The 20,347-nt window shown below is 64.7% G+C and carries 19 protein-coding genes and 1 pseudogene; 6 read left to right on the top strand and 14 right to left on the bottom strand.

All coding sequences use genetic code 11. The features are described from left to right. Positions 1-423: 423 nt before the first annotated feature. Entirely contained in the window at positions 424-699 is a 276-nt protein-coding gene (locus AB0L58_RS26690; RefSeq protein ID WP_364390526.1) for a hypothetical protein, read from the top strand. Between the two features lie 462 nt (positions 700-1,161). After that, positions 1,162-1,599 carry a GtrA family protein gene (locus AB0L58_RS26685; RefSeq protein ID WP_364390727.1) on the top strand — a complete coding sequence of 146 codons (438 nt, stop codon included), beginning with the start codon at positions 1,162-1,164 and terminating at the stop codon, positions 1,597-1,599. 45 nt (positions 1,600-1,644) lie between these two features. Here the strand turns inward: AB0L58_RS26685 and AB0L58_RS26680 are convergent. The 11 genes and pseudogenes from AB0L58_RS26680 to AB0L58_RS26630 all read right to left on the bottom strand — a co-directional run. Then, positions 1,645-1,983: pseudogene (locus tag AB0L58_RS26680) on the bottom strand (transglycosylase family protein); the annotation flags it as partial. A gap of 336 nt (positions 1,984-2,319) precedes the next feature. Continuing rightward, complete coding sequence (locus AB0L58_RS26675; RefSeq protein WP_364390524.1) at positions 2,320-3,525, bottom strand: glycoside hydrolase family 76 protein; 1,206 nt, start codon at positions 3,523-3,525, stop codon at positions 2,320-2,322. A 379-nt stretch (positions 3,526-3,904) separates the two neighbouring features. Continuing rightward, on the bottom strand, positions 3,905-4,336 hold the full coding sequence (locus tag AB0L58_RS26670; protein ID WP_364390523.1) for an alpha/beta hydrolase: 432 nt from the start codon (positions 4,334-4,336) through the stop codon (positions 3,905-3,907). A gap of 175 nt (positions 4,337-4,511) precedes the next feature. Continuing rightward, on the bottom strand, positions 4,512-5,279 hold the full coding sequence (locus AB0L58_RS26665) for a YqcI/YcgG family protein (RefSeq protein ID WP_364390522.1): 768 nt from the start codon (positions 5,277-5,279) through the stop codon (positions 4,512-4,514). A 36-nt stretch (positions 5,280-5,315) separates the two neighbouring features. Further along, a complete protein-coding gene (locus AB0L58_RS26660) occupies positions 5,316-6,584 on the bottom strand; it encodes an MFS transporter (RefSeq protein ID WP_364390521.1) in 1,269 nt (422 codons plus the stop codon). Then, positions 6,581-7,927, bottom strand: coding sequence for an ATP-grasp domain-containing protein (locus tag AB0L58_RS26655; RefSeq protein WP_364390519.1), 1,347 nt, complete (start codon positions 7,925-7,927; stop codon positions 6,581-6,583). Before AB0L58_RS26655 ends, AB0L58_RS26660 begins: the two co-directional genes overlap by 4 nt. Beyond that, complete coding sequence (locus AB0L58_RS26650) at positions 7,924-9,183, bottom strand: ATP-grasp domain-containing protein (protein WP_364390517.1); 1,260 nt, start codon at positions 9,181-9,183, stop codon at positions 7,924-7,926. The genes AB0L58_RS26655 and AB0L58_RS26650 overlap by 4 nt, the downstream gene beginning before the upstream one ends. A gap of 28 nt (positions 9,184-9,211) precedes the next feature. Continuing rightward, positions 9,212-10,303 carry a hypothetical protein gene (locus AB0L58_RS26645; protein WP_364390515.1) on the bottom strand — a complete coding sequence of 364 codons (1,092 nt, stop codon included), beginning with the start codon at positions 10,301-10,303 and terminating at the stop codon, positions 9,212-9,214. Positions 10,304-10,333: 30 nt separating this feature from the next. Continuing rightward, on the bottom strand, positions 10,334-11,428 hold the full coding sequence (locus AB0L58_RS26640) for a radical SAM protein (protein WP_364390513.1): 1,095 nt from the start codon (positions 11,426-11,428) through the stop codon (positions 10,334-10,336). 40 nt (positions 11,429-11,468) lie between these two features. After that, positions 11,469-12,425, bottom strand: coding sequence for an S-adenosylmethionine decarboxylase (locus tag AB0L58_RS26635; protein WP_364390512.1), 957 nt, complete (start codon positions 12,423-12,425; stop codon positions 11,469-11,471). A 1,669-nt stretch (positions 12,426-14,094) separates the two neighbouring features. Beyond that, on the bottom strand, positions 14,095-15,150 hold the full coding sequence (locus AB0L58_RS26630; protein ID WP_364390511.1) for a GAF domain-containing protein: 1,056 nt from the start codon (positions 15,148-15,150) through the stop codon (positions 14,095-14,097). Positions 15,151-15,356: 206 nt separating this feature from the next. Between AB0L58_RS26630 and AB0L58_RS26625 the strand changes: the two genes are divergently transcribed. The 4 genes from AB0L58_RS26625 (at position 15,357) to AB0L58_RS26610 (ending at position 18,996) form a co-directional block, all read left to right on the top strand. Continuing rightward, positions 15,357-16,223: a PHB depolymerase family esterase gene (locus tag AB0L58_RS26625; protein WP_364390509.1), complete on the top strand. Its 867-nt coding sequence runs from the start codon at positions 15,357-15,359 to the stop codon at positions 16,221-16,223. Positions 16,224-16,276: 53 nt separating this feature from the next. Continuing rightward, positions 16,277-17,836 carry an AMP-binding protein gene (locus AB0L58_RS26620; protein WP_364390507.1) on the top strand — a complete coding sequence of 520 codons (1,560 nt, stop codon included), beginning with the start codon at positions 16,277-16,279 and terminating at the stop codon, positions 17,834-17,836. A 112-nt stretch (positions 17,837-17,948) separates the two neighbouring features. Further along, positions 17,949-18,512, top strand: a complete 564-nt coding sequence (locus tag AB0L58_RS26615) for a transposase (protein ID WP_364390505.1) — start codon at positions 17,949-17,951, stop codon at positions 18,510-18,512. A gap of 235 nt (positions 18,513-18,747) precedes the next feature. Next, positions 18,748-18,996, top strand: a complete 249-nt coding sequence (locus AB0L58_RS26610; protein WP_364390504.1) for a hypothetical protein — start codon at positions 18,748-18,750, stop codon at positions 18,994-18,996. A gap of 10 nt (positions 18,997-19,006) precedes the next feature. On the opposite strand, the gene AB0L58_RS26605 is transcribed toward AB0L58_RS26610, so the two are convergent. From AB0L58_RS26605 to AB0L58_RS26595, 3 genes are read right to left on the bottom strand one after another with little or no spacing between them, the layout of a single operon-like run. Next, positions 19,007-19,201: a hypothetical protein gene (locus tag AB0L58_RS26605; RefSeq protein WP_364390502.1), complete on the bottom strand. Its 195-nt coding sequence runs from the start codon at positions 19,199-19,201 to the stop codon at positions 19,007-19,009. Positions 19,202-19,260: 59 nt separating this feature from the next. Continuing rightward, a complete protein-coding gene (locus tag AB0L58_RS26600; RefSeq protein ID WP_364390501.1) occupies positions 19,261-19,884 on the bottom strand; it encodes a TerD family protein in 624 nt (207 codons plus the stop codon). Between the two features lie 16 nt (positions 19,885-19,900). After that, positions 19,901-20,218 (bottom strand): TerD family protein, encoded by a 318-nt coding sequence (locus AB0L58_RS26595; RefSeq protein ID WP_364390500.1) that lies wholly within the window; start codon positions 20,216-20,218, stop codon positions 19,901-19,903. Between the last annotated feature and the right edge of the window lie 129 nt (positions 20,219-20,347).

The raw sequence follows: 20,347 nt of genomic DNA, 5'->3' as shown, positions 1-20,347 counted from the left end.
AGGCCTGGGACGTCAGTGCGGCAAGCTCGACCAGCTGGTGCAGCGAGTTGGTGAGAGGCTCGGGCCCGAACGCGTTGGCCCGAAACCACATCGGCGAATTCAGGCTGAGCCCCAGCACTATCGGCTCCTGATGCGCTGCGAGGTTCCCTGATATGGGAGGTCGCAAATGACGCGATCGTCATCCGATGCCATAGGTTCGACGCGGCAGCGGCAATGGGCCCGAGTTCGGGTGCCGAGCATGCGGGGTACGAATCCGAACGCTGGACGTCACACGAAAGAGGAGAAGGTTCTACATTGATCAACGCCAGGAAGCCAATCGCCGTGTGCGCGGCCGCAATCGGAATAACTGCCGGGATAGCCGTATTCCTCCCGACCACCGCATCCGCGGCAACATATGCCGGCCAGTGCGGTGAAGGCTTCAAGGTGATCGACTCGCACGACCTGAAGGGCGGCACGGTCTTTCTCACCTACAACGGTAGAACCAACTGCGTGGTCACCGTTCGGGACAAGCCGGGCGAACCGATCTCGATGGGCGCCGCCGTGCGGCAGTCGAAAGACCACTCCCAGGTCGTCATAAACGATGACCGCGTCTTCACCGAGTTCGCTTATGCGAAGGTCGAGGCGGAAGGCAAGTGCATCGACTGGGGCGGCCGCATCAAGGACGACCTCTGGCAGGAATTCGGAGTGCACTGCGGGTAGCCGACCGCCACTCGTGTGGGCATCGGCGCGCCGAGTCCTCTGCAACACAGCCGATTTCGTCCACCCGGACACCGCCCGCACATCGGCTGGACGCGGACGTTCGCCGACCGCGCCAAGCGGCATCGTGCGTTGAACGCGCTCGAAAACAGTTGGTCTCCATGCGATGCGGGACCTCGCTGGCGTCGGGCGTCCTGTCGGGGCCCGCATCGTTGCCGATGATCCCGTGTAACACACAGGTCGGCGCCTGTCAGTCACCCTTTATCCGGCGTGACCAGGCCGAGTGCTCACCTCCGTCGGCGTGTCAGGTCGGCGTCAGGTCGGCGTAAGGTCGGTGTCAGCCGGGCCGGCGACAGTACTCGTGTGAACAGCACAGCAATTGCCGCCGCCGGGCTGCGCAAGCCCTACGGGGACAAGCCGATCCTCGATCGCATCGATCCGACTATCGGTGCTGGGCCCTACCCGATGCTGCGCACGGAATGGCCCGACCGACTCGCCCGCGCGCTGCGGTATCTGGGCGGTGATCACGCCTTCGCCCAGCTGATCCGCTTTGCCCTGGTCGGCGGCTTCAGCAACGTCGCCTACGTCCTGGCGTTCATGGCCATGAACGAGACCGGCCCGCTGGTCGCCAATATCGCCGGCTCGATCGTCAGCACGGGGATCGCAAACGAACTGCACCGGCAGCTCACCTTCCACGCGGTCGAGCGGGTCGGCTGGTTCACCGCACAATGGGAAGGCGGCGGGCTGGCGCTGATCGGCTTGCTGATCAGCACAGCGGCGCTGGCCGGTCTCGAGTTCTGCGCACCCGGCCTCGGCGAGATCACACAGGCGAGTGCCATGATCGCCATCATGGCGGCGGTCGGCGGTATGCGCTTCCTGGTACTGCGCGGCTTCGTCTTCTGAAAGATCTCCAAAGGGTGGGCGGACAGCTCTGCGGTCTCACCGATAAAGGCCGAGCGCTGCCGAACAACCAGCCCAAGGGCCCCAGCCCTGAACGGCGAGTACCCGTTCGGCGACGGCGATCTGCTGTTCACGGGTGGCTTTGTCGGCAGTCTGCGCATACGCGGCACCGCCATAGGCAGCCCATGTGCCCGGCGAGAATTGCAGGCCACCCTGATACCCATTGCCGGTGTTGATACTCCAATTACCACCCGACTCACACGCGGCGAGGCTGTCCCATTCCTGATCGGTAGCGGCGGACGCTTGGCCAACGTATGCCATGCCGGCCCCGCCAATTATCGCGCTGGTGGCGACGATCTTCTTGAGTGGGGTGCCCAGAGCGCTCATATCGCAGTTCCTTTCGAGTCAGCAAACCTGTAAAGGTGTACAAGCATGAAAGGTGATCACTGGATCTTCGAGCCCGTTCGAGTGTGTGCTGGGCGCGGTGAGCTGAAGTGACAGTCCTCGATATCGTGTCCACATCGAAATACAGACCCATGTCGTGCACGAACCTATTAGCAGCCGTAGGTCGTTCGAAAAGCTGCGGCGACCGACCGGATAAATGGCGGTGTGCACACGCAGTAATGCCGATTTCCGCGCGCAGGATGCGAAATTCGCGGCCGGCAGGCCCAGCCACCCATTCCTGTCGGGAGGCAAGCCATCTCGTGAGTTCGCGCCGTTGGCTCAGCGTCCCGCGGCAGTGAGCTGGTAATCCGCCTCGAGCAGCATCCACCCGCTCAGCTGTACCGACAGATCGCGGCTCAGGTTCGCCGACGAAGCCGCGGACGAGTGCGTGAGCGGGGGAAAGATTCCCGGGTGCTCCGGCAGCGTGGCCGCGCGGGTCCAGTCCGGACCGAACAGGGGCAGCCCATCCACCTCGGCGCGGTGTTCCCAGGCCGCACGCGCGGAAGCATGCACGATATTCGCGGCGGTGGTGTCGTCCAAGGCCAGTGCGGCTTCGGCGAGATACCTGGCGAGGATACCCATGAACAGCCCGGAGTCGTTCCCCGAGGCCGCGGCGATCACCCCCGCGTCCGTGAGCCGGTCCTCGGTTGCGGCAACGAGCGCTGCGACGCGGCTGTGATGGCTCGATTCGCCTGTGCGCACTGCCAACTCGGTTTCCAGCCCGATGGTCACGCCTTGGCTGTAAGTGTGGACAGTCCGGTCTACTCGTCCACCGGGTTCATGGACACCGTCGAGGATCAGGCCGGTGTCGGTGTCGCGTAATCGGGTGTGCAAGAAATCGGCAAGCTGTCGGGCGCGGGACAATTCGCCCAAACGCGCCATGGCGATACCGGTCGGACCGATCGCAGGGGTGTTGTAGAAATCGTCGCCGGACCGCCAGCGCACCGCACCGACGACCGGATTCCAGCCATCGATCAAGGCGCCCCGCAGGTCCCCGATAGCGTCGCTGACCCGGACACCGAGCAGCCGGTCGGTCCGTTCGAGCGCCAGCACCAGCCACGACATATCGTCGTAGTACCGGTTGGTCCAGCCGGTGAGATTGCGGGTCCGGATACCGCGTGCGAGGGCCACGACCCGGTCGATGCGTTCGGGGGTGCGGGCGCGGTGCGCGGCGTCCACCGCACAGTCCAGAAGGTGGGCTTGCCACCAGTAGCACCATCGCATGAACGACTGGTCCAGCAAGGATGCCGGCCAGACGAGCGTGCCGAGCCGTATCCCCGGCTGGCCCCAGAGTGTGCGCACGTGTCGCTGCACGATCGCTTGTTCCGCCAGGTCAGCCCGCTTCCTGGGCTCGTCGGGGTCGGCTGACACCTGCTGCGTGATAATCCCTGCCCGCGGCGGCTGCACCGTTGCGGTGAGCGCGATCGAGGCTCCGGCCGCCAAAAGCACACTGCGCCGGCTGATCCCCTTGTTCCGGCGATCCATTCGCTCGGACTCCCTTTACTGAAGAACGATCACCGGAGCCGGGAACCGTGCGGCTACATCCTATCTCGCAGCGACCGCCACGGCGCGGCGCCGACCGACCGCCCGCGGCGCCGGAGTCAACCGCCGAGCGTGGCTCCTGCCGCTCCGAATCGAGGAATACGTTTCGCCGGTGGCCCCGTCGAGGCCGTCGTTATCGGCGACCCTGAAATCTCTGATCTCCGAACCGATTCCGCACGGACAGCGACTTGACGATGAAATCGGCAGGGCTGGCTTCAGCTGTCGTGCCCAGCGGTTCGGCGCTGCTTGGCGCGGTGGGCGAGGGCGTCGAGGATGCGTTGCCAGGCCGGTGACGCTTCGGAGATCCGGGCGGAGATCAGCTTCAGGTTGCCTGGTTCGCTGCTGTCTCGTTCGTGGGCGATCTCCCAGGCGTCCAGGTCGTCGATGAGCTGGTCCAGGCGGGGATCGTTGGGGTCGCAATCGACGGATTGATCTCGAGAACATAAGGGGCGGCGATGTTCTGGGCGCGCAGCACCTCACGCAGCTCCGTGGCGACCGCGGTGGCGGTGCGCGGCAGCGGGAGGGGGTCGCTGAAGCCTGTGCCCCCGCGGTCGTACACCACAGCGGTGGTGAACCGCGAAACCCGTTGCTGGACAACGAAATAGTCCAAGCCGACCGCGCTTGCGCCCGGCAGGAACACGACGGCCGGTCCGCCGCTGCCCGACCTGTGCACGAAAACGCGGCGGCCGTCGATCTCCTGGAACCCTCCGACCGGCGCAGCGAGCCGGGCCGAGGAAGTGCTGTTGTTCGTCATGCGACAAAGCTCCAACCCTGACGCAGGGTCAAGGTCAACCCCCTTCCGGCCGCGGTAGCCGAAACACACGCAGCTGTGCAATGCGCCGCTGATCGGACGTTCATCGCGACACATTCTCGTGGCGTGCGACCGAGCTAGGCTGCCGAAAGAGCCGGGCCGCACCTATGTTCTGGAGTCAGGCGGGCGAATTCGGCAGGTGGTGTCCGGTCGGTGACGATGCCGGCGCGGGCACCTGGAATGGGCAGCTCTTCGGCTCGAGCAGCTGCTGGTCGTCGGGCAGCATGTACTGGCGCCATTTGAAATCCGGGATGTGCAGCGTGTCGCCCAGATGCGGGTGCGGACCGACGTCATCGTAGGCACGCAGCCGTTCGCGGACCTTGTGCTTGGCCCGGTCGCCGGCGACCGACATCGCGTCCAGCCCCTCGAAGACGCGCAGGACCTGGAAGATCAGTGCCAGGCATGGGCCCACATTGCGGCTGCGACGAGCGTGGTAGGCCGGGCTCGCGCCGAAGACGAACCAGGGCTCGCCGGCGAAACACCACTGCCAGGCTGGATCCGTTACTTCCTGCGTGCGGTTCTCCGGCCAAGGTCGAGAGTCGGCGGCGGTGAGCCGACCCAGCAACCACCAGAACTGTTCGGCGTGTGTGGCGAGTCGTGGTGCCGGATCAGGAGGACCGACGAACGCGATCAGCGTCTGCCGTTTGGGGCCCGTCCACGCCTGCTGCTGGAAGGCGACCAGGGTCTCGGCCAAGCCGCCTACGCTATACGGCCCCTCCGAGTCGGATTCTACTGCGGTGAACCAATTCTCGCCGTCCTGCTGGCCGCGGACGCCGAAGTGGCAGGGGTAGTCGGCATCACCGTCCAGCAGCACCTCCCCGAAAGCCTGCTGGGCTTCGCGGAGCCACTCGGGAGCGTCCGGCGCAATATTCGTCGACCCCCACATACCAACCATCCGTCTCGATCTCCCAAACTCAGGCGTCTACTTTTCGGTCGCTGATTGCGACAGCGCTTGCTCGTTCCGATGCGGCGTCTCGCCCGAAGGCCGGAAGAGCGGCCGACACCACCCGGCCGCGACAGCCAGGAACGGCACGGACACCACAACGAAGATCGCCCACACCAAATGCACGCGCTGGGTGGCCAGCAGCGGCTCGATCAGGAATCCGGACAGGACGTTGCCGATGGCGGCGCCGACCCCGGTGGCGAGGCCGAGGATGCCGATGTAGGTGGCCAGCCGACCGTCGGGCGCGATCGCGGCCATGTGAGTGTTGGCGAACGTGTTGAAAATGATCTCGCCCAGGGTGAAGGCCGCGACCGCCGCGTAGGTGAGGAACAGCGGGAATCGGGATTGCTGCACAACGGCCAGCGCGAGAAAGCTCAATTGAACGACGACAAAGCCGGCCACCATGACGCGTCGGGGCGGTCGCTTCTCCAGGGCGCGGGTGATCGGCAGGTTGAACAGGACGATCAGCACTCCGTTGAGGGTGTAGAGCGTGCCGATCACCGCCTGCCAGCCGGCCGGGTACAGGGTCGCGACGACGACGGGCATGGAGAACTGGAACTGAGAGAACAACACCCAGAAGCCGGTGATGAGGGTGACGGCCTGGCGCAGTTCGCGGTGCCGGACCAGCCCGCGCAGATCGGTGCGCAGATCGTTCGGATGAGCGGTCCCCGGCGCCGATCGAGCGGTCAGCAGCCGTTGCGCCGCGTAAGTGGCGATGAAGACGGCCGCGACGGTAGCGAAGGCAAGCCGATACGACAGGCCCAGGAGCAGCGCCCCGATCAGCGGACCGGCGACGGTTCCCGCGTTGAAGCAGACCGAGGTGAGGGCGAACAGCCGCGGGCGCAGGCCGGGATCGGTGTTGGCGATCAGCTTGTACCGCATGGCGATCACCAGGCAGCCGTCCCCGAGGCCCAACAGCAGCATCGCGACTGTCACCGGCGCGGCAGATCCCGCCACCGACAGGATCAGGAACCCGGCCACCATGCCGAAGAATCCGGCGGTGATGATCCGCTCCGGCTGGAACCGGTCGGTGAGAAATCCGCCGACGAATTGCGCGCCCCTGGAGGTGAGCACGAACGCGGTCATGACGGCGGCCCCGAAGGTCACGCCCAGGTGCAGGGTGTGGGTGAAGTGGACCGAATAGTAGGGGATGACCATGAAGTCGGCCGTTACCGTCAGAGCCGTTACCGCGAGCAGCACCCACACCGATCGAGGCAGTCCGCGCAGCGATTCCAGCCTCGCGGTCATGTCCGCTCGACCGTCCGGCTGCGCTCATCGAGCACTTCGGCGCGCACCTGGCGCGATACCCGTATCCACTCCTGTCCGCCGCCCTCTCCGCGGATCAGCACGGCGAAGGCCTCGTCGAGGTCGTCCAGAATCCGGCGCAGGTCGGCCAGGTCGTCGGCGAACACGCTGTAGCCGCCCGAGGTGCTCCAGTTGTCGCGGGCGACGGTGATGCGGTCGCCCGCCGCCGCGAAGAAGTCGAACTCGACCACGCCGGGAATCGCCTCCGGGTCACGGTCCTGCCGTACCTCCACGATCACGCCGGGTGGGAGTTCGATGAACGCCGTGACGGCGATCCGATCCGGGTTCTCCACCGGCGGCTGTGGTGCGGTGCGGCCGAGATGCGTTGCGACCAGATAAGGTGTCGCGCGCCCGTTGAACCGCCAGTCGACGAGGTCCATGATGGCGTGCCCGGGTTCCCGGACCGCCCATTCGACCGGGTACACGCGAGAGGTCTGCGACTCTTCGATCGCCTCCAGATGAAGGATCCCGGTCTTCATCCCGGTCAACTCGATGACGCGCCAGGCCAGTTCCTGGTAGGCGGCGCGCTGGTGGTCGGCGAGCTCGGCCGGTACGACCTGTAGGGTCTCGACGAAGTACGGTTCGGTGCCCTTGCCCTTGTGGGTGATGCTGGTGACCATCGCCGTGCCGTCGAGCACCAGGCATTCCACACTGACCTCGATCCCGGGCAGATACTCCTCCAGCAGCAGCGTGCAGCCGTGCTGCTCAGTCGCGTGGTCGGCGAGGTAGCGGTCCAGATCAGCCGGGCTGTCCAGCCGCCGGACCCCGGCGCTGCCCCAGCGCGTACACGGCTTGGCGACGACCGGCCCCCGGCCGGCCATGAATGTGTGCCCCTGCTCGGCGGAGTTGATCACGGCGAACGCGGGAACCGGCAGCCCGCCCCGCTCGCAGAGCACCCGCTGCATCAGCTTGTTGCGCGAGATCGAGGCGGCCCGCAGTCCGGGACCCGGCAGGTCGTACACCGCCGCCACACCGGCCGTCACCTCGACGTATCTCTCTCCGCCCGCGTAGACGCCCCGGATCTCATAGCGCTGCGCGAGAGTCTGCACCGTGGCCAGGGCGCGGATCACATCGAGCGAGGCGACCTCGACGGCCGCGTCCACCATCGCCTGCCGCCGCCGGTACAACTCGGCCAGCCCGCCGGCCGACGTGAGGTCGCCACTGAACGGCTCATGGATCAAGACCACCTCGACGCCGAGGTCGTGACCGGCCTGTACGAACGTCCGCAGTCCATCGGAGAGGTTGAGCCCGAAGATGACGATCGCTGGCTTCTTCGCTTCGATCATGGCGCTTCCTGGGCGATGGCGTCGGTGGTCACAGGTGTGAAGGAGATCAGGCGCAGGGCCCGGTCCGCCCGGCGGCGTGCCTCGGCTGCCGTCCCGGCGCGTACGACCAGGTTCCCGTGCCGGTCCCGGTAGTCGCGCATCGCCCCGGATGCGTTGATGGCATCGGGCACCTGCAGGTCGTACACGCCGGGCAGGGACCGGGCCTGAGCGGCGTCGACCTGGAACGACCCCGCCCCCGGCGCGGTGACGAACCGCACACACGCGGCCCCGCCATAGCGCAGCGGCCGCTCCGGCCCCGCGGCGCCCAGGAAGGCGCGTACCGTTTCCCGGCACATGTCGACTCCGGTGGCCTCCTCGACGAGATCGATGATGCGGTCTCCCGCGAGCCGGGCGGCTACTTCGATCAGCACGGGTTCGCCGTTCGAGCGCAGCCGCAGTTCCAGGTGGGCGGCGCCCACCCTGATCCCGAACGCCTCGTGCACGGCAGCCGCGACCGCGCCGACGGCCTCCAGTGCCGACTCAGGCAGCGAACTCGGCACGCAGTGCCCGAGTTCGACGAAGTGCGGACCATCGGTCACCAGCTTGTCGGTGACGTTGACCAGGGCGGGTCCCCGGCCGAAGCTCACTGTCTCCACGCTCAGCTCCGGCCCGGCCACGAACTCCTGCACCAGGGCCGAGGGCTCGAGCGGGAAATCCCAATCCTCGTCCGGCGGGCGCCGCCAGATTCTCGCGCACCGATCCAGCAGCGCCGCCTCATCGTGCACCTTGTAGACGTCAGTGCTGGCCGTGCTGTCCGGTGCCTTCACGACCGCCGGGTAGCCGACCTCGGCGGCGGCCTCCATGGCCTGCCTCCGATCACGGACCAGGTGGGTGCGGGGCACCCGCAGGCCGCGGGCCAGGGCACGGGCCATCATCAGGTCCTTGAGGCGAGTGGCGTCCACGAGGGACGGCTCGTTGGTCGGCAGGCCGAGCCGGGCGGCGAGGCGATGCGCCAGCGGGACGAACAACTCGAACCCGGGGATGACGGCGGTGATGGGCCGGGCCGCATGCAGGCGTTCGACCTCGCCCAGCACCGCCGCCTCGTCGCTGACGTTGATGTGGATCAGCCGGTCGATATGGGAGCGGCACGCTTCGCCGAGCCGGACCGCGCCCCGGTCGAGCGCCATGGCGGTCACCTCGGCGCCCAGCGCGTGCGCAGCCATCGGTAGCCGGGCGCCGGCGCTCAGCGGCTCGATGACAAGGACGTGCGCCCTCAAGACGAACTTCTCCGTTCTGCTAATGCCACTACAGGTAGGTGTCGAACAGCGAGGCGGGCCCCGCCCGCCAAGCGGCGAAGAAAGTCGTCAAGCGGCAGACGGTCGAGTCCAGGTACGGCAGCACCCCGATGTGCCGGCCCCTGGACCGTCCCGGATGAAAGAACCGGATGAGCATCGCCTCCGGATTCACGCGGAGCGCCGCGAGCGCGTCCACCAGACGTGCATAGTCGGGGCGGTACTCGTCCGTGATGAGCGCATCGGGGTTGGGGTCGGTGACCGAGCCGTCGGGCCACAGCAAGTACCGGCTCAGGATGTGGTCCTCGATGTTGGACAGGTAGACCGTGTCCGCCGTCTCACCGAAGTGCTCGAGCAGGTCGTTGAGCAACGCAATGCTGTCCGGCTCGCACAGGTTCCCCAGCACCGGGATGATGCGGTCGCGCAGGTGCATCTGCCGTACGTAATCGAACCTGGACCGATCCGTCAGAAAATGGAAGTTCCATCCGGTGGAGGTCGTCGCGACCAGGATGTCGCGCATCCTCGGGCACTCGTCGGCGATATCGCTCTTCTCATTGAATACGAAGATGTCGAGCTGCCGCCTGAAGAACTCGCCGTACAGATGGTCGAACCGATCGATGTGCGCCGGATCGAGCCCCCAGCGGCGGGCCGCCGTCGACCGCAGCAGGGCCAGGTTCTCTTCGTAGAGCGCCGGGGAGACCACTCCCTTCTCGAACGCGTCGACCAGGTCCTGCGGCGTGCGCAGTTCCTCGGCGGGGGGCCGGTCCGGGCAAGTGCGGGAGAACAGCAGCAGCAGATAGCCGAGGGGATCCGCCGCTCGTTCGATGAGCATCTTGAAGATCAGGTGTTCCAGCAGGTTGTCCGGGCGGCTGTCGCAGATGAGCGACAGCCGGGGCCGGAGCGCGCCGACGTAGGTCAGGTTCTGGCACGGCCCCACACCGATGAACGCGCCGCTCGTCGTCTCGGCCTGAGCCGGCATGCACTTGGCGATGACGTCGCTGTAACCGAGCTCAGAGGTCACGAAGCAGTCTTCGGTGTAATTACTGGGCGCCGGCGCGGCCGCCAGCGAGCACCGGATCACGTCGCCGAACGCGAACGAAGTCATCGTGTTTCGCGGAGTGTTCACCTCGTGCTCCTAAGCATCCCGATTCGGCGAGGGCGGCACGGACAGGTCGATGAACACGCGATTGTCTTTGGGGGCCGGCGTCTTCCCGTAGACCTTGTAGGTCATGCAGCCGCCCTGGCAGACCTGCTTGATGTGCGCCTCACATGTGACACATTCGGGGAAGGACGGCTGCTGTTTGAGCTGTCGGTCGTGTTCGCGATGCCGCTCGATGGTCTGCGCCAGTTGCTCGGCGTCGGCCGGCCGCGGCGCGGTGTAGACCGGCATCGCGGTGCAGTAGCTGACCCGGCCGTCCACGTGGAAATAGGCGAACGGCTGGCAGCGGCGGATCAACGCGAACCGCTCGCCGTATTCCTTCAAGAAGTCCGGTTCGAAGATGCACAGTGGGATCGGCAGGTCGGGCGAAGTCTTGACACCGCGTTCCACGGCGTGCAGCAGCATCCGCTGCACGACCGGGCCCAACTCCCGCATCTGCCCCAGTCCGAGGAACGGGGTGCCTCCCGAGGTCGGGGTGGCGAAGATCCAGGTCAGTGCCGCGCCGTGGTCGGCCGCCAGATCGACGAGTTCGATGAGCGGGAAGTCGGGCCCGTCGATCACCCCATTGATGGAGGTCTCGCACTTGGTGCCCATCGTCCGCAGGTTGTCCTCCCAGCGCGAGCGCAGCCACTTGAACTTGTCGAAGAGCAACTCGTCGTAATGGAAGACGATTCTCCGCACAGCGGGGCTGGCCAGCATCATGTCGCGGCGCTTGGCGTTGAAACCGCCGTTGGTGTAGATCGTGGTGGTCCAGTTCCGGCGCTCGATCTCGGCCAGGTACTGGTCGAGCTGCGAAATCACGGTCGGCTCCCCGCCGACCAGGTACACCTCGGGGAAGTCCGATACCTCCTGGAGCCGGTCGAGGATCTCGCGGAACAACTCGATGGGCATGGTGTGCGACTCGGTCTTCTGGTCACGCGCGTAGCAGTACGTGCAGACGTCGGTGTTGCATAGTGAGGTGATGGAGATGTAGGCCCCCTTGTACGTTCGAACACGGCCGGTCTTCACCGGGGTGGTCGAGGCGTCGGGGCCATGGGATGTGAATCGATAGTCGGTGACTTGGTTTTGCATCGTGTGATACCTCCCGAACGAGTTCGTCCGAAGCCGCGTGTCAGCGGCTTTCCATCCAGTCGGATAGGCGCTCCGCTGCCGGCGCCGTCCAGTGCAAGCCGCGATCGAGCACCGCGTACTCGCTGACGGTGAACCCGCCGAAAAAGCGCGTGCAGGTGTTGTATACCTGCTGGGCTTCGAAAGCCCGGCAAGAGAAAATGTCGAGGAAGAGTTCGCGGCGATTCGGATAGGTGTGTACGGCCGCGTGCGACTCGTAGAGGATTACCACCGCCGAATAACCGTAGTGATCGTCGTCTCCGCTTTCCGCTGCGGCGTGCGGGCCTTCCAGGATCCGCATCTCGATCGCGTTTACCAGGGCGACCAGGAAATCGGAGAGACGAGTCGCGTCATCGAGCGCATCCACCCGTTCTATGTCGCACAGCCTGAGCATCAGATGCTGCCCGTAACTGCGCGCCTGCGCGTCGATGGAGGTCATAGCCCCGTCTTCGACCGACTTCGCAGCTGGCGATCGCTTGGCACAGTGGCTCCTTTCGGCGAATATCCTTGTTCTGAAAGTCCTTGCGGGCAGCCTGGTCACCGACAGCCGGGCAGAGCCCCGTGCCGATACCGCGCCATGGGTCGAGCAATAGTCACGCCGCGCCCGCATGGCGCGATGGTGAAGTCGGCGCCGGTGCGCCGGCGCCCGGCCGTGGTGCCAGCCGATGCGCGCGGCCATATCGACTGCGAAAACGGTTCCCGAGCAGAAGTCCAGGGCAGCAACGATATTCATCCCGGAGTTCGGGGGAAGACGCCACCACGCGGCATAGGCATCCGGGGGGCCGTTCATCACGACCTCGGCCCGCGATCGAGTGCAGTGCGACAGGGACAACGGAGCTGGAGCGAGCTGGGCGAGGTCGCGAAAGCCGGCTTCTCCCCGCGAGGTGAGATCGAAGTCGAAGGCCGACGCGATCCGTCCGGCATCACCGATGTGGAGTGGAGAACATCCTGCTGCGATCATGTCGAATCTCACAGTGCGCCTTTGTCTTTAATAACCGTATACACGGTAGGCGCACGGCGGATTCGACGTGCTCCCATTGGCGGGAAGGCGAAAAGGACAGCAGTGTCGACGGCACGCCGATCCTGGATCCGGCGCCGATTGCGTGATCCCCTCTCGAAATGCTAATGGGCGCTTGAAAGTTCACCATGTCGATGATGTTCTGATCTTGGACCGTCCGCCGTCCTGCTCCCACACCCGATGTCGCAACTGATCGATACCCTGAGTGCGACAGGCACTTTGGTGCGCATCGGTGCCAGCACCCGAGATGAGCCAGCGGCGGTCCGAGGTGCGGGTCGTCGTCGCGGCGGGTCCACAGTCGCTACCGGCGACTATCCGGTACCGCGATCACCGGTCGGGAGATGGTGATCCAGATGCGGGGTGCGGCTACTGCTCTGTGACAACAATGATCGCGGCAGAAGGACTTTCGCTGAGTCCCCGCCAGCGAACACGGCTCGCAGTAGACCGTGTCTCAGGTCGTCGCAATTCGCTCGACCTTTGCGTAACTGGTTGCGCCGCATGATGTCTGGTCATGGTCGATGATCCGAGTAACCTTGGTGCGGCAGGGGCGATCCCGTGTCGGGCCAGGATCGCGGTGAGGGTGTCCTCCAACGCTAGGCCCGGACAGCCCGAATCTGGTTGTCGGCGTTTACACAGCGCTGTATGGTGCGTAAGCCACCACGGTGGGCGGTCGAATCGGGCTGCCGGGTGTATTTCGGGGCCGCAGTGGGAGGAATACGGGCCGTGTCGCCAGCTTTCGAGTTTCCCACGGCTGCTTCCAATTCGGGGCGGTCGCCGGTCCGAGAGCTGCCCGTCGCGGCGACTTCGTCTGCTGCCGATCGAGTCATCGACAAGGCGGTGGTCGTTGTCCCGGGAATCACGGGTTCCGAGCTGATCGCATACGGCCACCGGAAAGCTGTTGTGGGGCATGCGACCGGGACTACTGGCGCGGATGTGAATGGCGCCGGCAACATGATTCGCTGACCACGAACGGACAGTCGGCCTCGACTGCGGCCGATACTCTCTCTCGAACAGATCGTAAGCACCCAGGCTGCCCCATAGGCACTCTGTCTTCAGAACTCCACAAACGCGGCAAGGCCGAAATCGTCTCAGCGGCCGAGTTGCCAGGCATCCCGATCGCATGGGCCGGCGAGCAGTTCCACACACTCGGCCGCGCCGACGCGCACGATTCGGCCCTCGAGCTCATGGCTGCCTCCGAGGACAGCGCCCTGCGCGCCAACACCCTGCAAGAACCCGCCGGAGCTGCTGCTTGGATAGCCACTGGTGTGAGGGCCCTTGCGGTGGGCGAACTCTTTCAGGATTCGCCGATGCCAGACCACAAATGAGCCACCGCTTCTCGCCACGCACCGGTCGCGACGGCCCTGATGTCGGTGGCGGGTGAATCTCACCGTACTTTTGCACCTCATGTAGCGCCGATGGCCCGGAACTCGGAACGGCCGCAGGTCGACCGGCCTGGGATACGCTGAGCGTTGTTGAAAGCTGAGCGCACCTGTTACCTGGTGTCCGGGTATGTGCTGAGTGGGTTGCACGCGGCTGATGACTGCGCCTGCACTCATTCATTGGCGGCCTGCGTCGCGACCAGGAGGTCGATCTCGGCGGCGTCTCGGTGGGGTCAGTTTTCGGAAACGAGCCCTGGCCGCATGTCGTCTCCCACTGGTCGGATCAGGCATGTCAGGAACCTGGGTAGCCCGTGGGGTAGTCGTATGCAGTAAAGCTCAACGAGTTGCCAATCATGTTCAAGGGTGAGCAGCCGAACGACCGATCGGGCCGATTTGATGCGGTCTTTCACTAGGTCCAAGAGCGGTGTGAGGTAGTAACCAAGATCGTCGGGGTGGATGAGATGCGTTGTGGTCAAGTTGAATTCTTTGCGATCCGCCGACGGGTCGGTGCCACGGGATGCTGGGTGATGCCGCCAGGCGATGCTGGTCAGCGGCGGCGTCAGCCACTCGACAATCTGGAGGGTTTCGGTGTCGATCAATGCGATGGTTCCGCCGAGCAGCCCGACGGCCGCGTCGCCGTGATAGGTCGGTAGCACGATGCCGGGTTGGCGATCCTGCTCCACTTGGAGCAGCAGCCCGCGCAATGAATGCGGTGAGTGGTAGCGGAAGAGTCCGTAGACACGAGTTGTCTTCTCGTCATTGGCGGTCAGGACCCGCATCGGTCCCTGCCAGTGCGTTCCTGGTTGCGCGTCGAGCGCTGCGGTGATCAGCCGGTCGCGTTCTTCGCACTCGATGATCCGCGACAGAAACCACGCCCCGTGCAGCAGTGGAAACCCCTCGGGCAGCACCGCCCCACCCCGCCCATTGTTGCGCACGGTCCATTGTTTGCCGTCCCACACCAGGACATCGATCGCGGGAGGGTCCGCAGGGGTATCGGCCTGTGGACCGACCCACATCTGAACCGCCAGAGGCCCTCCGTCGGGTCCCGGAACCGGTAGCGCGAAGACCTTGTATCCCTCGCCGCGGATCCGGATTTCGCGGGCGCACATCTGGTTCGATGCGATGGCGTCCGTGATGGCCGAAGAGGCAACACCAGCCAAGGAGTTGGGACGGATCGCGCGATGCAGGGTCCGCTCGCGGGGCATGCCTTCCTCGGGCACGTGACGAATGACCATCCCCGGTGCCGCGGCATCGATCAGATACCACACGCTTCGCTCTTCCCCGTTCATTCGACTGTGGCGGTCCTTCGTCGCCTGCTGTGGCCACACCTCGCAACTATCCGGCTCGTTGTCCGCGGAAGTCGAATTCGGAGTCTACTACCAGCAATTTTGTTTCCGGTTGAACCGCGTTGGTCCGCTCAGCGCTACGGTGTTGGCTGGTCATTGGGTCGCGCTGTGGGTCACACTCATCAGTTGTGGGGACTCGAACGCAGAACATGCCAGGCGTTATCGTTAGCCACCACACGCTGACCCATTCGCAACGACGGCGTACCTATACCCTCGTTCGATCCCGGCACCTACGTGCCGACGCCGCACTGGTGATGGTTCTGCACGGCACCCTCCAAACCGGTCATTCCATCCGCGAGTTTGCTTCCGGAGCCTTCGACTCTCTAGTGGAGTCGGGTGGCGCAATCGTGGCCTACCCCGACGCTGTTCAGCGGGAATGGAACGGGGCGCGCAAAGCAACCATGCTCGCCCGCAATGTGAAGAACATCGATGACGTCGGTTTCCTCGGCGCTCTGGTCGACAAGGTCTCGTCGGCCTGGTCGATCGATCGGCACCGGGTGTACGCAGTCGGATTCTCACTCGGCGGGCAGATGACGATTCGGCTGCTGCACGACGCGCCCGAACTGCTCGCGGGAGCGGCACTTATCGCAAGTAACCAGCCTGCTGCGGAAAATCTCACGACATCATCTCGACCACCGATGGCAGTGCGAGTGGTCCTTATCCATGGCACCGACGACCCTCTCGCGCCCTACAGCGGTGGCTACGTCAACTTCCGGGGATGGTTTCCCAAGGGGCCACACTTATCGGCAGCGTACTTCGCCCACCGTAACGGGATCACCGTGCCGCCGTCATTTCACTGGGTGAACGCCGACGGCACGACCGCGGGCGAGGGGCAGGTGTGTCGGACCGACTATCGAGAATCCGGTCTCGCACCAGTCACCCTCTACACCGTCGTCGGTGGCGGACATCAGATTCCTGGTGCCTCGACCGGGATGCGATGGGTTTGCGGCAATCCTGTCTCGGGCTTCGACGCTACCGGCGCGATCGCTGACTTCTTCGACCTCACTCCCGGCTGAGTCGGCAGCAGTGCAAGCCGCAACTTGCCGCCGGTAGTGGCACACTGCGGCTCATGGATGACGTCTCGCCCAACGACCCGACGAACCCCACCATCGCCTGCGGAACCCGGACCCGCAATCAGCACGACGCCCACAATCGAGCCGGCCGACTCGCCGCCGCCCTCGTCGCCGAAGGTACCAACCGCGGCGACCGCGTCGCGGTCATGCTGCGCAACGACATCGAGTTCCTGGAGACTTCTCTCGCGATCGCCGCATGCGGAGCAAATCCCGTCCCGATCAACACCCGGTGGCAGGGACCAGAGGTCGCCCACGTCCTTACCGATAGCCGCGCGCGAGTCATCATCGCCCACACCGAATTCATCGACACGATCGAACGAGCAATCGCCCGATCCGGCGTCGACGCACACATCATCGAAGTCGCCATGCCGGTCGAACTCCTTGACGAGGCCGGCCTCGACCGGGCGCTCGCGCAGCCGACGCACCGCCACTGCACCCTCGAGGAGCGGATCAGCGATCACCTCGAACCTCTGGGCTACCTCGAGGGAGCCATCGCGGATTCCATGGGACTGATCTACACCTCCGGAACCACCGGCACACCCAAAGGCGTTCTCCGCGAACGCATGACACCGCATCAACTGCTATCCATCGCGGGCGGCACCGCCAACCGCATGGGACTCACACCCGGCGGGCAGATGCTCGTCGCCGGTCCCCTGTATCACACCAGCCCGAACGCGGTCGCGGTACTCGCGCTGCGGATGGGCACCAACATCACAATCATGCCGCGTTGGGACAGCGAGCGATTTCTCCAACTCGTCGACGAACGCCGCATCACCCAGGCCAAAGTCGTCCCAACGATGCTCTCCAGGCTCCTGTCGCTTCCTCCCGAAATCCGTGGCCGCTATGACGTTTCCAGCCTCACGCATGTGATCCACTCCGCCGCCCCCTGCCCGCCGACGGTCAAACGCGCCGCGATCGAATGGTTCGGCGATGCACTCATCGAGTTCTACGGCTGCACCGAAGCGGGCACCATCACCTGGATCACCGCCTCCGAATGGCTCGCACACCCCGGCAGTGTCGGCCGCGGCGCCGACGGCTCAACCGCCGTGGTCGTCAATGACGACCGAACCCCCTGTCCCCCAGGAGAAATCGGGCAAGTATTCGTCCGAGGAGCCGACTACTGGCCGAGTTTCACCTACCTCAACCAGGACACCGCACCCGCGGGCTCGGTCCCCGGATTCATCACCGTCGGCGACACCGGATACCTCGACCACGACGGCTACCTGTATCTCACCGGCCGCTCGAGCGAGATCATCATCTCCGGTGGCGTCAACATCTACCCCGCCGAAATCGAAGCAGCCATCGCCGCGGTCAACGGTGTCGAGGACGTCGCTGTCTTCGCCATCCCCCACCACGGAGACCTCGGCGAATCCGTTGCCGCCCATATCGTCCCACAACCTGGCACCCAGCTGACCGAAGAACACATCCGGGCCAGCCTGGCAGGACAGATCGCCAACTACAAAATTCCGGCCGCTATCCGCATCGTCAGCATTCTGCCGCGTGACGACTCGGGCAAGATCTACAAACGGCAACTGCAAGCCCAATACCAGAGATGACCAAGCCCGATGACAGGCGCTTTGGGCCACTCAGCGCCCTCACCGCCCGTCGCGACCTGATGTTGCCCGGGTTTCGCGGAGTCGGTTCGGTTGACTTCTGGGTCACGATTTCGTGGAAGGAGAGGAGACCGCCGCCGAGCTCGAAGTCTCGGTGGCCACGCAGTACAACTGGCGCCGCCAGTACGGCGGCATGGACACTGATGCGGCCAAGGAGCTCAGGGAGCTGCGGGACCAGAATGCTCGGTTGACGTGGTTGCTGGCCGATGCCGAGCTGAGAAGGACGCGCTGCGGGAGATCGCGAAGAGAAATTCTGAGCCCAGCCACGAAGCGGCGGGCCGTGGACATGCTCAAACAGGTGCAGGGCTTGTCGGAGCGGTTCGCCTGCAAGGTGGTTGGGCTGCACCGTGCCACGTATCGGCGGCTGCCGGTGGCGCAATCGCGACGGCGACATCTGGGATCCACACAACTTCAGCCGGCTGTGGCGCCAAGCTCGGGGCCAGAAGTTCGCGTGGGTCACTCGGAAGACCTTCCGCAAGCTGTGGCCTCCCTGGTCGCCGATCAGTACACAGCCCAGCACCTCGACCATGCTAACGACTCGGTTCCCAAACGCCATTACATCGGCCATCCCAGCGAAGCGCCCGACTTCACCGCAGCCTTGGGACGCCTCGCGGGCTGAAAGCGTGTCGTCCGACCCCTGAAACGGACAAAACCAGGGTCGAACTGATACGTTCGCCCTGGTCAAAGCTCCCCCATCTGGACTCGAACCAGAAACCTGCCGTTTCTGAGTCGGCGATGTTTCTGAGTTCTCGACAGTTCCCAATAGTGCCCGTGAGCTGCATGGATACCGAAAATCAAGATCCCAACGAATCCCGTTGAATCCGGTCAATTCCCACTGAAAGCGTGACGTTTGCGTGTCGTTGGTCGAGTTGGCCGAGCCCATCCAGATCGTCACCATCAAAGCCATTGAGCTGCAAGAACTCGAAGCTCGTATCGTCGAACTCACCTGGAAGCCGAGCGCCCTCGTCGTTCTTCGAAAAGCAGGTCTCCGGCATGTCGCCAAACGACACGCCGGAGGCCTCAGCAGTTCAGCAATACGCCAGCAAACAGAACAAAGAATCTCGGTCGTCGTGCGGACGGCAGGCCTGTCGGTGTGCCGCTGACGAAGATCGTCTACAGGGTGAGCTGGCCTACCCGCTGACCGTCGATACGCACCTCGACGTGAGGCTTTCCTCGCCCAGTGTCGGGAGACTTCTCGTGCAGGGTGACGAACAACAGACCATATCCACCTTCGGGCACAAAGCTGAGCAGGGCATCGAAGTGTTCGTCTTCCTTGGTGACCTGCACAATCCCTGACCGCGGCAGCATTGTGTACGGAACCGTGGGCGGCTCGTTCAGAGGAAGCGCGTCGCGGGGTTCACCGAGTGCTATATGCACGTATGTGCTGAATTCGACGCCGTCCCAGCCGTCGTATTATCGAGCCCAAATTCGGCTATCGTGGGGACGAATCCCGACGCGACGATGCGCCTGACGACTCCCGCCCACTTCTGTTCCTCCGATGCACCGATGTAGCGGATCGTTCGACCTTGCACCCGAACCGATATCGCCCAAGGACCTCGCGTTCCGCCCGGTTCTGGAACCAACTCGACATCCTGTGTCACGGCGGCGCTCCCGTCCAGAAAGTCTTGTGACCACAGGCTTCGAATCGCTGGCAGGTGCTCATTTTCGACAGTGACCTCATAGTCGCACCACTTCCGTGCCTGGCTCCACAACCGATACGACCAGCCAACTTTGTGATCAGTAGAGTCACCTGCACCAGCAGTAATGCTGGTCGCTCTACACTCGCTCGACGGCTCCACCTCGGATTCCCCATCGACCCGCTCGAGTTCCGCTTCATCTACGACATCAACACCGAAATCCGTTGCCAGACTAGCAAGGCCGGATGCCCACCCTTGCCCAACCGCGCGAATCCACTTGCCGCCGCGTCGATAGACCTCGCCGAACAGAAACGCCGATTCCGTTGTGGCATCGCTGGTGGCGTACTCGGCCAACGACTGCCCAGCTCGGTCAACGATCGAAAGCGTGAGTTCGCCAAGCTCCCCCAAAACTTCCGGTCCCAACGCTACCGACCAACGCCACAGTCTCCACAGTGACCGGAAGCGCAGACAAGTCGATAGCGATCCGCGCCTGAGCACAGCCATCGGCCGCCTGGACACCCACGAACCGCACCGAACCGTTCGGCGACTCGGGCTGGTTGTAGAAGACGAAATCGCTATCGGCACCGTCCTTTCCATCAGCGCCTAGGAGCAACGCGGAGGCATCGACCTCGATTTCCGCTCTCCCCCAACCGATCACGACGTCGATATCGACGACGTCTTCCGGCAACGGAAGGTTCTATCGTCGGTGACGTCCGTCCGCCGGCACCGAACTCGCGACCGGTGCCGACTGCCTGCGCAACGCAGTCGAGCTGCTCACCGATCCCCACACCCTCTACCAGACCTCGACCGAAGGGAC

This window comes from Nocardia sp. NPDC052112 (assembly GCF_040680135.1).
Taxonomy (GTDB): Bacteria; Actinomycetota; Actinomycetes; order Mycobacteriales; family Mycobacteriaceae; genus Nocardia.
The sequence above is the reverse complement of the archived record's forward strand: the minus strand, read 5'-3'. Positions and strand labels throughout refer to the sequence as shown.

Bases quoted from the DNA above. Each gene is read 5' to 3' on its own strand.
- AB0L58_RS26605 (WP_364390502.1), bottom strand. From the start codon at position 19,201: ATGCTGCCGCGGTCAGGGATTGTGCAGGTCACCAAGGAAGACGAACAC.
- AB0L58_RS26685 (WP_364390727.1), top strand. From the start codon at position 1,162: ATGCTGCGCACGGAATGGCCCGACCGACTCGCCCGCGCGCTGCGGTAT.
- AB0L58_RS26670 (WP_364390523.1), bottom strand. From the start codon at position 4,336: ATGACGAACAACAGCACTTCCTCGGCCCGGCTCGCTGCGCCGGTCGGA.
- AB0L58_RS26660 (WP_364390521.1), bottom strand. From the start codon at position 6,584: ATGACCGCGAGGCTGGAATCGCTGCGCGGACTGCCTCGATCGGTGTGG.
- AB0L58_RS26625 (WP_364390509.1), top strand. From the start codon at position 15,357: ATGCCAGGCGTTATCGTTAGCCACCACACGCTGACCCATTCGCAACGA.
- AB0L58_RS26655 (WP_364390519.1), bottom strand. From the start codon at position 7,927: ATGATCGAAGCGAAGAAGCCAGCGATCGTCATCTTCGGGCTCAACCTC.
- AB0L58_RS26640 (WP_364390513.1), bottom strand. From the start codon at position 11,428: ATGCAAAACCAAGTCACCGACTATCGATTCACATCCCATGGCCCCGAC.
- AB0L58_RS26645 (WP_364390515.1), bottom strand. From the start codon at position 10,303: ATGACTTCGTTCGCGTTCGGCGACGTGATCCGGTGCTCGCTGGCGGCC.
- AB0L58_RS26620 (WP_364390507.1), top strand. From the start codon at position 16,277: ATGGATGACGTCTCGCCCAACGACCCGACGAACCCCACCATCGCCTGC.
- AB0L58_RS26635 (WP_364390512.1), bottom strand. From the start codon at position 12,425: ATGATCGCAGCAGGATGTTCTCCACTCCACATCGGTGATGCCGGACGG.
- AB0L58_RS26630 (WP_364390511.1), bottom strand. From the start codon at position 15,150: ATGAACGGGGAAGAGCGAAGCGTGTGGTATCTGATCGATGCCGCGGCA.
- AB0L58_RS26675 (WP_364390524.1), bottom strand. From the start codon at position 3,525: ATGGATCGCCGGAACAAGGGGATCAGCCGGCGCAGTGTGCTTTTGGCG.
- AB0L58_RS26665 (WP_364390522.1), bottom strand. From the start codon at position 5,279: ATGTGGGGGTCGACGAATATTGCGCCGGACGCTCCCGAGTGGCTCCGC.